This window comes from Paenibacillus sp. LS-5 (genome assembly GCF_056121505.1).
In genome coordinates, this window is sequence record NZ_JBWAVA010000026.1 from 26,756 (window position 1) to 38,549 (window position 11,794).

12 protein-coding genes are annotated in these 11,794 nt (G+C 51.4%); 3 read left to right on the forward strand and 9 right to left on the reverse strand.

Going from position 1 to position 11,794, the window contains the following annotated elements:
- The first annotated feature begins 352 nt into the window (after nt 1–352).
- Nucleotides 353–772, forward strand: coding sequence for a GNAT family N-acetyltransferase (locus AC0MA3_RS24925; RefSeq protein WP_474658168.1), 420 nt, complete (start codon nt 353–355; stop codon nt 770–772).
- A 19-nt stretch (nt 773–791) separates the two neighbouring features.
- Here the strand turns inward: AC0MA3_RS24925 and AC0MA3_RS24930 are convergent, their stop codons facing one another.
- Nucleotides 792–1,505, reverse strand: a complete 714-nt coding sequence (locus AC0MA3_RS24930; protein ID WP_379164140.1) for a DUF554 domain-containing protein — start codon at nt 1,503–1,505, stop codon at nt 792–794.
- Between the two features lie 305 nt (nt 1,506–1,810).
- Here AC0MA3_RS24930 and AC0MA3_RS24935 point away from each other — a divergent pair, with 305 nt between their 5' ends.
- Nucleotides 1,811–2,995, forward strand: a complete 1,185-nt coding sequence (locus AC0MA3_RS24935) for a nucleotidyltransferase domain-containing protein (protein WP_474658169.1) — start codon at nt 1,811–1,813, stop codon at nt 2,993–2,995.
- A gap of 252 nt (nt 2,996–3,247) precedes the next feature.
- Here AC0MA3_RS24935 and AC0MA3_RS24940 read toward each other — a convergent pair whose 3' ends face one another.
- The 8 genes from AC0MA3_RS24940 to AC0MA3_RS24975 all read right to left on the reverse strand — a co-directional run bounded on the left by AC0MA3_RS24940 (nt 3,248) and on the right by AC0MA3_RS24975 (nt 11,275).
- Complete coding sequence (locus tag AC0MA3_RS24940) at nt 3,248–5,047, reverse strand: ABC transporter ATP-binding protein (protein WP_474658170.1); 1,800 nt, start codon at nt 5,045–5,047, stop codon at nt 3,248–3,250.
- Nucleotides 5,048–5,060: 13 nt separating this feature from the next.
- The gene (locus AC0MA3_RS24945; protein WP_474658171.1) at nt 5,061–5,519 is read right to left on the reverse strand and encodes a lasso peptide biosynthesis B2 protein; all 459 of its coding nucleotides are present in this window, start codon (nt 5,517–5,519) and stop codon (nt 5,061–5,063) included.
- The gene (locus tag AC0MA3_RS24950; RefSeq protein ID WP_474658172.1) at nt 5,516–5,821 is read right to left on the reverse strand and encodes a lasso peptide biosynthesis PqqD family chaperone; all 306 of its coding nucleotides are present in this window, start codon (nt 5,819–5,821) and stop codon (nt 5,516–5,518) included. The genes AC0MA3_RS24945 and AC0MA3_RS24950 overlap by 4 nt, the downstream gene beginning before the upstream one ends.
- Nucleotides 5,818–6,759 (reverse strand): aldolase, encoded by a 942-nt coding sequence (locus AC0MA3_RS24955; RefSeq protein ID WP_474658173.1) that lies wholly within the window; start codon nt 6,757–6,759, stop codon nt 5,818–5,820. Before AC0MA3_RS24955 ends, AC0MA3_RS24950 begins: the two co-directional genes overlap by 4 nt.
- A 114-nt stretch (nt 6,760–6,873) precedes the next feature.
- Nucleotides 6,874–6,999 carry a paeninodin family lasso peptide gene (locus tag AC0MA3_RS24960; RefSeq protein ID WP_379164158.1) on the reverse strand — a complete coding sequence of 42 codons (126 nt, stop codon included), beginning with the start codon at nt 6,997–6,999 and terminating at the stop codon, nt 6,874–6,876.
- A 30-nt stretch (nt 7,000–7,029) separates the two neighbouring features.
- Nucleotides 7,030–8,961: an asparagine synthase-related protein gene (locus tag AC0MA3_RS24965; protein ID WP_474658174.1), complete on the reverse strand. Its 1,932-nt coding sequence runs from the start codon at nt 8,959–8,961 to the stop codon at nt 7,030–7,032.
- 388 nt (nt 8,962–9,349) lie between these two features.
- Nucleotides 9,350–10,003 carry a M48 family metallopeptidase gene (locus AC0MA3_RS24970; RefSeq protein WP_474658175.1) on the reverse strand — a complete coding sequence of 218 codons (654 nt, stop codon included), beginning with the start codon at nt 10,001–10,003 and terminating at the stop codon, nt 9,350–9,352.
- Between the two features lie 162 nt (nt 10,004–10,165).
- Entirely contained in the window at nt 10,166–11,275 is a 1,110-nt protein-coding gene (locus AC0MA3_RS24975) for a Gfo/Idh/MocA family protein (protein ID WP_379164167.1), read from the reverse strand.
- A 109-nt stretch (nt 11,276–11,384) separates the two neighbouring features.
- Here AC0MA3_RS24975 and AC0MA3_RS24980 point away from each other — a divergent pair, with 109 nt between their 5' ends.
- On the forward strand, nt 11,385–11,783 hold the full coding sequence (locus tag AC0MA3_RS24980) for a winged helix-turn-helix transcriptional regulator (RefSeq protein ID WP_474658176.1): 399 nt from the start codon (nt 11,385–11,387) through the stop codon (nt 11,781–11,783).
- Nucleotides 11,784–11,794: the final 11 nt, after the last annotated feature.

Consider the following 11,794-nt stretch of genomic DNA (forward strand, 5'->3'; position numbering starts at 1 on the left):
ATTAATCTTCTGCTGCCAGGAGGTATAGCACACCATCCACCGGGAAAAGTCTCATCAGCAGCCTGCGCCCCGCCAGATCCTCGACATATAACTTCCGGTCACCTGACCAGCCCTTTAGCGAAGGTTCTACTGTTGTCCACGACTAGGCCCCCGGGCCCCCGCTTATAGCATCTATGATTTCCTCACAGCCTTCCCATTTATTCATGCTGAGTCGCTTGACAGGCAGCATATCCGAACAAGAGTAAAAAACAACTCGAATTGGATTTTATCCCCAATCCAGGGTAGCTATATGATAAGGTTATGTTATTGCATTTGCACAGGCTCAATCCACACTGAAAGGAAGTAACTCGATATGGAGCTTTTTATTTCTCAGTCATCAATCCCAGCCGACAACACCTATGTATCAGACAAAATAAGAGAGTTTAACTGGAGTCATCTTCCTGATTCCTTAAAAGGCAAATATCAGGAAGTACAGCTGTTGCTTAAAAATGCGGAGGGGGTTAATTACGGCGGTCTTACCGGTGAAATCTGCTGGAACTGGCTGGAGGTGCGCTACCTGTTCGTGGAAGTATCCTGCCGCAAAACCGGCTATGGTAGCCTATTGATCGCTGAAGCGGAGCAACTTGCCCGCAGCAAAGGCTGCGATTTCATCAAGCTTGACACCCTGAGCTTCCAAGCGCTGGATTTTTACCTGAAACATGGTTTTGAGGTGTATGGCACCCTTCCCAATGCCGGAGGTTACAACCACTATTATCTGAAAAAGGATCTCTGAGCAGTGTTCTGCTTTCTTTTCAAATATACTGTCCGTACCCGTAAATGATCGCCACCAGCAGCACCGCCACAAGAATGCCCGGCAGCAGATTAGCCACCTTGATCTTAGTAATCCCCAGCAGATTGAGGCCTATAGCCATAATCATTACCCCACCGGCTGCGGTCATCTCGGTTATCATGCTGCTCATCAAGGCATCTGGAACAAAACGGGTTATCTGTGTAGCGCACAGAGCAATGGCTCCTTCATAGAGGAAAACGGGGATTGCGGAGAATAATACGCCCATGCCCATAGTAGAGGTCAGTATTATGGATATAAATCCGTCCATGATGGACTTGGTATACAGAATCTGATGATCCCCCTTCATCCCGCTGTCCAGTGCGCCCAGAATGGCCATTGCACCGACCACGAACACCAGACTTGCGGTGACAAAACCAAGCGACAGGCTTCCTTGCTCGCCTGAACCTATCTTACGCTCCAGCCATTCGCCTACCCGGTTAAATTTCTCATCAAGATCTATCAGTTCGCCTGCCACGGCTCCGATGACGAGACTGAGGATGACAATGAGAAAGTTCCCGCTTTTGAAGCCCATTTGAATGCCCAGAACAATAATGGCAAGGCCAATTCCCTGCATGACTGTGTTTTTCATACTCTCTGGAATCCGCTGCAGCAGCTTGCCCAGCAGTGTTCCTGCAACAATCGCAATCCCGTTAACTATAGCGCCTAGTAGTACCATTCTTTTTGCTCTTCCTCCACACTTCCCGCTAGATTTCTTCCCAAGGAAAAAATGAACATCTGCGTATTTAATGAATCCAAGTACTCTCCCTAGTCTAACAACTACCTTAACTGCGTCAATAGTCTATCTTCATGTTATATACATTCTAAGGAATTCTGAAGAAATTCAGATCCGTAGTAGCATCAAGCGGGCAGTGTCCAGTAAATTGACAATTTTCTGGTTTCGGTGGTACGCTCAACGAGTGTTCTTTAAACCGAACGGATTCCTAGAACAAAGCATTACAAATCCAAGTAAGGAGATATTCTATGAGTGACGGGTATGGCCTGGATACAACAAGCTTTTCCAGAGAGCTCCAGCTTCTTTTAGCAGTCCTTAATGCAGACGACATCGATGACATCGCCAGACAGAACCGGCAGTTGTTCACGGATATCGACTGGGGGCTATGGGTACAGTTGTCCCTGCATCATCGAGTATTTCCTTATATTTATCCCAAGCTCAGCCGGATGAGGGAAGAGCATGTGCCCACAGAGGCTACCCGGCGATTGAAATGGGAATTCCGCAGAAACACTGTTCAAATGCTACAGCTCAGCGGGGAGATGGGGTATATCGGAGAGGAGCTTGCGAAGCTGCAGATTCGTTCCTTGTTCCTAAAAGGGCCGGTGCTTGCCCAGGAGCTGTATGGCGATATCTCTCTGCGCACCTCGCGCGACCTCGATTTCATCGTGCCGATGGCACAGCTGGCAGAAACAGAGTCACTGCTCGTCCGCCTTGGATATGTGAAGGAGGAAGACTTCGAAAGTATATTGGGAGACTGGAAATGGCGGGAGCATCACACCACATTCAATCATCCGGACAAAGGCATTAAGGTCGAGGTGCACTGGCGTCTAAGTCCTGGCCCTTCCAAGGAACCCGGATTCGACGAGCTGTGGACGCGTGCCCGGACGAGCAGCCACTTCGGGAAGAATGTCTATTATCTGGGCAGCGAAGACTTGTTTCTTTTTCTGGCAGCCCATGGGGCCCGCCATGGCTGGTCGAGATTAAGATGGCTGCTGGATATCCGTCAGCTTCTGCTGCATAAGCCCGATACCGGCAAACTGACCGCGCTGCTGCAGCGGTACAATTACAAGGATGTCGGCGGTCAGGCGCTTCTGCTTGCTGCCGATCTGCTGGCCGCCCCGGTCGAGCCTGCACTGGCCAGCCTCGCGGAGCGGCCCAAGGCGCGGCGGATCGCCCGTCTGGCGCTTTTCTACGTGGCGCGCATGATCAATCTGCACAACCCTCCTCTGGAACCGGAGGCAGAGCGGCATTATAAATACTATCAGCCGGCGATCCTGTCGCGCTGGCATCAGTTTCTGTACATCACCAGCTTCCTGTACCCCTATGCGGTAGATGCCAAGACTCTGCCTCTGCCAAAGAAGCTGCACGTGCTCTACTTTCCTTTACGTCCTTTCTTGTGGACTTGGCGCAAAGTGAGCGGCCAGGAGAAATAGGAGGCTAACATTGACTAATCAGCCTCCTATCACCGCTGCGCATTGCGAAGTACAACCAGTCAGACACGCACAATATGCTTCTACTGCAGAAAGTACTGCAGATTACAGCTTTCTGCACTCAAAAAAAGGATTCTGCTGCACTTTCTGCAGCAGAATCCTTTACTTTTGTTCCTTGATAGAGCTTCCCCCGCTGGATAAGAATCTATTGCAGAGAATGCAATCAGAGACTCGGCAGAGACTCACCCGCAGGACCTACATTGCCTCTTCCTGGCTGCTGAGCAGGCGGCTGAACATACCGCCTTTTTCCGAGGCCAGGCCGCTGAACACTCCCTGCTGGATCACCCTACCCTGGTCAATGACCAGGATCTGATCTGCTCCCCGGATGGTCGACAGCCGGTGTGCAATGACGATAACTGTAACAGACAACTTCAAACGCTCCAGTGCCTCCTGAATCCGCTTCTCATTCTCGGTATCCAGCGCACTCGTCGCTTCGTCCAGCACCAGGATGGAAGGCTTGCGGATGATTGCCCGTGCCAGTACAAGTCGTTGCCGCTCTCCGCCGGATAGACGGACCCCGCGGTCACCAAGCAGCGTATCGAGCCCCTGGGGCAGCTTGCGGACAAAGTCAGCCGATGAGGCAAATTCCAGTGCTTCCCACAGGTCTTCCTCACTTGCATCCGGCTTGATCATCGTCAGGTTATCCCGGATCGTCGCATTATATAGAAAAGGGTCCTGCGCCACATAGCCGATAGAACGCCGGTAGGGCAGCAGCCTCTCCCCGGTAACCGGCTTCCCGTCTGCCAGTATTTCTCCCGATTCCGGCTGCATCAGTCCCATAAGCAAGTCCACTAGCGTGCTTTTTCCCGCACCGGAGCGTCCCACAATAGCAGTCATTTGGTTTGCCGGAACCCGCACATTCACACCGCGCAGAGAGTACTCCTGCTCTTGCGGGTTATAGCGGAAGTCTACATTACGCGCCTCCAGGCTATCCTTAAGCGTCAGTCCTGCAACCGCATCTCCGGATTCACCCTGTGCACCATGTTCCACAGCCTGCAGACATTCCTCCTGCAGCAGCTGCAATTGCCTAAAAGAAGGCAGCACGGAAGCCAGCTGCTCCAGCAGACTCTGCAGCGTGGAAAAGGTCGGCCACAGCCGGGCAAACACCAGAATCACCAGCAGCAGATAAGGTCCTTCCACATGCAGGAAACGGAAGGAGACGAAGATAAACAACGCAATCAGCAGCGTCGAAGACATTTTGTACAGCAGCTGGGAATTCGTGCGCAGCCGCGTATAATCCAGCTGCTCTTTTTTGACCTCGCCGGTGAATTCATGCATCCAGTCCAGCCGGGAGTCTTCCAGGTTGTTGCTCTTGATATCCTTGATTCCGTTCAATTGATCCGTAATCCCAGCCAGATACTGCTTGCCTAGCTCCGAACTCCGGCTGCCCAGCCTCTTCGCTTTACGGATAAACCTTCGGGAGAATATGGATAGCAGAACCGCGCAGACGAGCACGGCAAGAGTCATCCGGGGAGACAGCCAGAATGCGAAGCCAATCTGCACCAGCGTGAACAGCAGCGAAGTCAGGAACTGCAGAAAACCGCTGATCCCTGCAAGCACCCTCGCGAGCTCAGTCGTCATTACATTAATAAGGTCGGAGGTGCGCTTTTTCAGAAAAAAAGACCACTCCGCCCGCAGCAGTGCACCATACACCTCATATCGCAGCTTCCGGCCGTAGTTCTGCTGGATTTCGACATTCCTTATGGAGACAAAACGGGTGATCAGATTCTGGAAGAGTACAATGAATACATAAGCGCCAAGCACCAGTGCAAGCGCTTCGGTCTGCGGCAGGTCTGACAGGAAACCGAGCATAGGCAGATCGAGACCCGCCGCTTTTCCCCCGAGCTGAATGCCAGCCATCCCCAGCATGGGCACCAGCAGTAGAACAGCAGAACTCTCCAGTAGGCCGCTGATCACCATGCCAAGCAGATTCAGATACAGTGTGATTCCGGACAAGCGCTGAAGCTGCCGGATGTAATACATTATCGCTTGCATGGACCCACCTCGATCACTCGGTATATAACACTTTGGCGAATTTCTCTACCACCACAAAGCCCTTCATGGCATCATCGCCAGAGACGTAATAAGAGCCGCTGCGCAGCCAGGCGTGAGCAATCATCTGTCCCTGCTTGTCCTTGGCGACCCCCATGTACAACGTGCTCTCGATCCCGCGTTTTTCGAGCATTTTGAGTCCTGCTACCGCCCGGACCATACAAGTGCTTTTCCAGGGGGTATAACGGCTCATGACCCGTATCGCTTTGGTTATATGCTGAATACGGGCGATATCGCTTTCTTTGGATACCACAGGAGTCTCATGAGACTGTATACCCAGCCGGGGAGCCATTTTGGCAAAGGGAAACAACAGCTGGATCCGAACGAGAAAAAGCCTCCAAAGCGCCTCAGGAATGAGGGCCAAGGCGGCTTTGTCCACCGTCAGCAGTAAGCGTAGACGCCGCATGGTAATCATGGCTGACTTACAATAGCCGCGAGATCCTCATTCAGCAGGCTCTGCAAAAAAGCAAACACATCCTGGCGGGCGGTCTCTTCCGGAACCTCGAAGCTCTCCTGAATCACTTCTACCACCCGTGCTGCAGTTACAGGCGACGCGAGCGCTGTCCAGATTTCTCCGCCAACTTCACCCAGATTATAATACTTGCCATTCTTAACATTCAGCATGACCTTCTCGCCGTCCATATCACTGGCAATATTCCCCTCACGCTGTACTAGCACGGATTCGGGGGACAGTACACCTGTAGTATTCATATTCATGGATTCCTCTCCTTTATCTGATGCTGCTGCAACGCTTCAAGAATAAGTGCGGTTTGCTGCGGAGCACTGAAACCCTGTTCAGGCCGGGTCAGCCGATACATCGGCAGCCGCCCTACAAAAGAAGCCAGCATTCCGAAATGCCATTCACGGATACCGATCCGGTCGACAATTGCCTTTTGATAGGTATGATTGTACAGGGTGTGGAACCGCTCCATCCCGTTAATGGCCTGCAGGCTGACCGGAGACTCCGGCGCAGCGGAGAGTTCAAACAGGCCTGCAAGCTGCAAAGGCTCACTATAAAAGCGGTCATGCACAGGTACGGCATACTTGGTCTCCCTCTCAAACAGCGGGCGGTAGAGAGACGAATTCATTCCCAAATAGTCCAGGCTCTGCTGCCACAGCTTCTGCTGAGGATAACCTGGAACGGCTAATGGATATCCATTTTGCACCATAACGGGAATAACGTCGTCACTGATCAGCGGACACCCCTGATCCATGAGATAGGAGGCCAGCGTTGATTTGCCTGCCCCTGAACGCCCAACGAACGCGTATGCTTTGCCCTCAATAACAAGCGCGCTTCCATGAAGCGGAAGAATCTGTTTCTGCATTAGCAGAATCCCCATGCAGCTGCCCAGAATGAAGAGTCGGATACAATCCGGATCTGCTCCAGGAGCCGGTGATACTGTAATCGTATTTCCATTCTGAATGGCAAAGATGGCTGTACCCTTCGCCTCGAACATGACCTCATGCCCGGATACCCCAAGGCTCGGCGTGATCTTCGGTATAACTTCCCAGCGCTCATTCAGATCTTCCTGAATAACCGAGATGCTGCCCATCATTCCCGGCTCACTGGTAAAAGGAAGCTCCGGCAAAGAGATTTCGCTGTTAATTTGCAGACCAAATGCTTTGTAAGCCACACCTTGAGCGGTACTTGCCATACGATTCACTCCATATCTTTGAGTTCACCCGCTTTTGGGTGGATATTGTAAAGATAGCCCTTATCCCCCTCCAGCAAGCTCAGGGGGATGAGGGCCTCGCGAATCAAAAGTATCTTAGGAGTAATGTACAACCTCATCCGGATCATCTTGGAAGGAGTCGACGAGAGCGAGACCCGCTCCAGCCATAGTCATTTTTACGTCAAGCACTTCCAATGCAGGCTTGCTGTATTCCTTTTTCATAGTTGTCACCTCCTTTCAAACATTCTTTCATCAGGATAGACGCTTCAAGAAACGATGGAATACCAATCCCCGTGTCAGAAGGCGAAAATCCGAATTGAAAATCAAATGGGGTTCGGGCTCACTACCCAGCCGGTTCAAACATCCGGCGAGCCCGGGACTATTCAGATAAGCTGAGGTTCGGGGATCTTTGATCATTTCGTGAAGCTCTTCTATAAAAGCATCCCACCTCGGAAGCATCCGGTAGATCCCATCCGCACCCTGGACGCCGCGCCGTTTCCGGTTCAGCCGCACTTCATCCGGCAGCAGTCCGTCCATCGCCCTGCGGATCAGCGAGCGGTCCACCCCATTCTGTACGTACTGGCTTTCCGGCACGGAGAGACAAAAGCGGATCACGCGCAGATCATTCGTGGGGTCACGGTCCCACACCCGGTATTTCAGCGACAGCTTCGTGGCTACCGTACCATTCGTGTTCCAGACATGCGGCTGTTCAAAATGCTTGCGCCGGATATCATAGGCGGTCTGTGAAGATCCGCTGTTAATCCCCAGCGCCTTCAGCCGTACCCCCACTTCCGTCCGCTTGGCGAACTCAGGGTGAATCAGATCAGGAAGAGCTTGGTTGTGCTTCGCTGGCAACAGCCCAGCCAGAGACGGAAAGGCTTTTTTGCCGACAATCTGAAATACCTTCTTGCGGTTGGCTTCCATTGACTCATTGTACTTCCGGTTTTCCCGGTAAAAGGATATCCAGCGGAATTCACGAATCAGCTTGGCCTGATAATCCAGCGCCGGCCCCCAGGATACACTCCAGTTGCCTCTCTGTCCGCTAAGCAGTACGCCAATGTTCTTCATTTGCGCCTGTTCAAAGATCCCTTTTAGCCAGTAGGAATTCTCGATAAATTTATAAGGCATCTCCATAATATCCAGCCACTCATCCATGTCATTGTAAGGACTCAGATCGGGAAAATTCAAAAAGTTAGGCTGAATATTCCCCACATGATTGATGGTTTCCTGAATATAGGGACGCTCGTCGGCGACACGTCTGCCGATATTGAAATCGACAAAGTTGTCTACCGGATAGGAACTGAAGGTATGCAGCGGCCGGCCCTGACGGCGAAGCTCTCTAGCTGCGAAACTGACTACAGAGCCGGAATCTAGACCCCCGCTCAGATTGGCTCCAACCGCTCTATGTGTCCGTAGCCTGTCCCGGACTGCTTGCCCAAACACCTCACGGAAAGCTTCCTCGTACTCCCGGTCCGACCGTAACCGCAGCTCGGCTGGAGCCTGCAGTGTGCAGTAGCGGGAGAACAGGATATTCCCGCCGCTGACGGAAATAGAATGGGATGGCGGCAGTTGTTCAATGGATTGATAGACGGTGGAGTACAGGTCCGAAACATCGGTCCGTGCATGGATGGCCAGGAACTCGGAGGCCCATCCCTCATTCAGTGTCCGGTCCGCGCCCGGCATCGACAGGAGCGGATGAATGACGGTACAAAAAGAAAACAACCCTCTGGAACGAAGGAAGTAGAGCGTCCGGTTTCCGGAGAAATCTCTGGCCCCGAACAATGCCCGTTTCCGTTCATCCCATATCATAAAGGCAAAGTCACCGACAAGATAAACCGGTGCCTGATCGCCCCATTTCTCATATGCGAGCAGAATAAGCAGACTGTCCGGCATGGAGCTTCTATCCCCCTGCGGCACTTGAAGCCGTTCGAACAACTCTTCCCGGTTATCAATAATGGCGTCAGCCGTAATAGCCAATCTCCGCTCAGTATCGTAAAAGGGAAGCGTCTCTCCGAGGGATTGCGGCGTGATCCACTGTGTCAGACAGCCCAGGAAAACGTCTTTGCTCTGCCACATCCCCGTCTCATCAGCAGGATAGCGGTTAAGCTGTTGCATTAGGGCTGGTCCCTGTTCCGGGTCCAGAGGTTCATGCTGCAAATGATAGATTCCGGCGATCGCGCTCATGGTAAGGCCCCCACCTGGTTCAAAAGCCTCCAATTAGTGCTTCCTGAAAGCACTAATTGGAGCTTTTTCACTGGTTCTTAATAAAGAACATTTCGTTATATATAAGATAACGCCCATCCCATTAATTGTGAATAACACCAGCGGGTACTTTTAGGTATCCTTTAGCGTATTGACACTTCGTGCATTGTATGTTATTCAGCATCATTCTGTGGGAGCAGAGACCATAGGACCTGCAGGTATAGGTCAGGTTTATTGAGTATTTTCATCAACAACTATTGGCGAGGACAATCATATGCTAGCGGAGGGAATGGCAGGGGAAGGCAAATGATACGCTGGAGGATGAGTTCAACGCCTCAAATGCAGAATGAGAAATTTCTCTTAGACTACCTTACAGCGTCATGAACTGCCCCTGCCGCGCAAGAAAAGCTTCCTTTTCTTTGTAATCCGGCATTACGCTCCCAAGGCGGCGCCAAAAGGAGCGGTCATGGTTCATATGCAGCAGATGGCATAGCTCATGGATGATAACATAATCGATGACTTCTAGCGGCGCCATAGCGAGCCTATAATTGAAGGTCAGCTTTTTATCCGAGCTGCAGCTCCCCCACTTGGTCCGTGACTCTACGATTTCAATGGATCTAGGCTTCACCTTCAGCACTGTCTGATATTGGATAATCCGCTCGGCGACGATTTTTTTGAGGCTGGCCGAATAGAACTTCTTCAGCTCTAGCTTCAGCTTCTCCTCATCCCGCTCACCGGTTTCAATCAATTCGTGCAGCAGAACCTCCTTCCCGAGGTAGAGGAACCGCCCTTTCTGCTGATACTCCTTGGGAGCCGGAAGCTGCCTGGCCGCTGCATTCCTCTGCAGACTCTCCAGAATCCATTCTTCATGCCGCTGCACTGCATCACGGATGGTCTCTTCCTTGGTGCCCGTAGGCGCCTTAACTATAATAAGCCCCACCATATCAATCTGTAGGGAAATTTTCTTCCGTTTTGAATACTGAACATGAAGCTGCAAGGTCTGATCTCCGAGTTGAATCTGCATAGCCACCATCGTTTCTGTAAGTTAGACATTTTCTTAAGCTTAACATGAATGCACTATTGATTTCGATAAAATCCCACTCCGTGGAAATATCAAGCAATTTCCACGGGCGGGGTCCAGTGCAGGTTTTCGTTCATTCCGTAAAACTGTCTCGGAATTACACACCTACAGCTTCTGCCGGGTTCCGGTTTCGGCTGCTGCGCGAATCTGATCAAACAGCTTATGGATTGCCATAGCGGTATAAAAATCCGGCGCGTTGCGGGTATTCTCCCGCAAGTCTCTGTTAATCCCCTGATAAAGCTGAGCAACATTATAGGCAGGACCAGTGCTCAACCCTTGAGGCACCCGGTCATATTTTGCCGGAACAGCTAATACCTTAAAGCTCTTATCTCCGTCCTGTGCCCCCTTAACTACTAAGGAATCGATTTGGAACATGAAATTGTCCTCGGATACCAGCAGCAGGTCTCCTTCGGTACCGTTAATCTCAAGTAGCAGGTTGCCCTGATACGTATTGCGGATTTGGCTGCTCATCACGGCTCCGTTCGCCAGAATACCCTGCACAGCTACATGATCTGGTGATGTGGGATGAATAAATGCTCCAGTTTCCATTACCTGTACCTGTGCCGCATGGGTTCTCAAGATGGCAGACAGCTCGGAGAAGGGCCCCAGTATATGCATCAGGCCATCCAGCAAATGCCCCGCAGTAATAGTTAACACATTGGCCCCATGGGTATCTTCCAAGAGATATTGATGAGCTAGATCTATTTGTTTGGAACGTGTCGGGTAGACTGGTACCGAGTAATTGCAATGTACAGCCCTAATATCTCCAACATAACCATCAGCAATCAGATCCTTCACGTAGTTAACCGCCGGATTGGCCCGGGCCTGCAACCCGACAAAATGACGGACTCCCTGACTCTCCGCCGCTTGAAGCAGATTGGCCGTCTCAGCCGTAGTCCGTCCAAGCGGGAATTCACAAAACACATGTTTTCCGGCCTCAAGAGCGATTCTTACCAGCTTATCATGCTCGGGAACCTTTACAGCAACCGTCACTAGGTCCACGTCAGGATGCCGTGCCAGCTCATTGGGGTCAGTAAAAGCATTCGGAATGCCATACCGCTCCGCGGTCTCATCCGCACTGGCTTGACGGGTCGTGCTGATCGCGGTCACCTTGAAGTTAGGCAAAGCCTGCAAGGCAGGAAGATGCGCCGCAGTCCCCCAGCTTCCATTCATACTCGCACCGATTATTCCCACTCTCCATACTTCCTTGCTCATCATAAAGCCCTCCTTATTGGTCTAGACATACAATAATCTAAATACTAGACTTAGTTAAGTAGGCACTTATACGTTCGCTAGGTACTCAAAAGTGCATAGGAGGTGTGTTATGATGACCAGAAAGGCAGCAGTCAAGCCAGATATCTCGCTCACAGCATGTGCTTATCGGCGGATGCTTGAGATCATATCGAACAAGTGGGCAGTGCTTGTTATTTATGCCTTGGAGGATGGGACCAAACGTTACGGTGAAGTGAGGCACCGCATTTCCGGCATATCGCAAAAAATGCTGACCCAAACGCTTCGCCAGCTGGAGAGAGACGGATTCGTCACACGCGAGGTTCATCCTTCCGTCCCTCCGTTCGTCGAATATACCCTAACCCCGTTAGCGCATACACTGCTCCCGCACTTGCACCAAATGAAGCAGTGGAGCAACAAACATTATGCACTTGTCGAACAGGCCAGAAATGAATATGACTCCAAAAACGGCCAGCTCCCGCTGTCCGAATAACCATCCCTTAT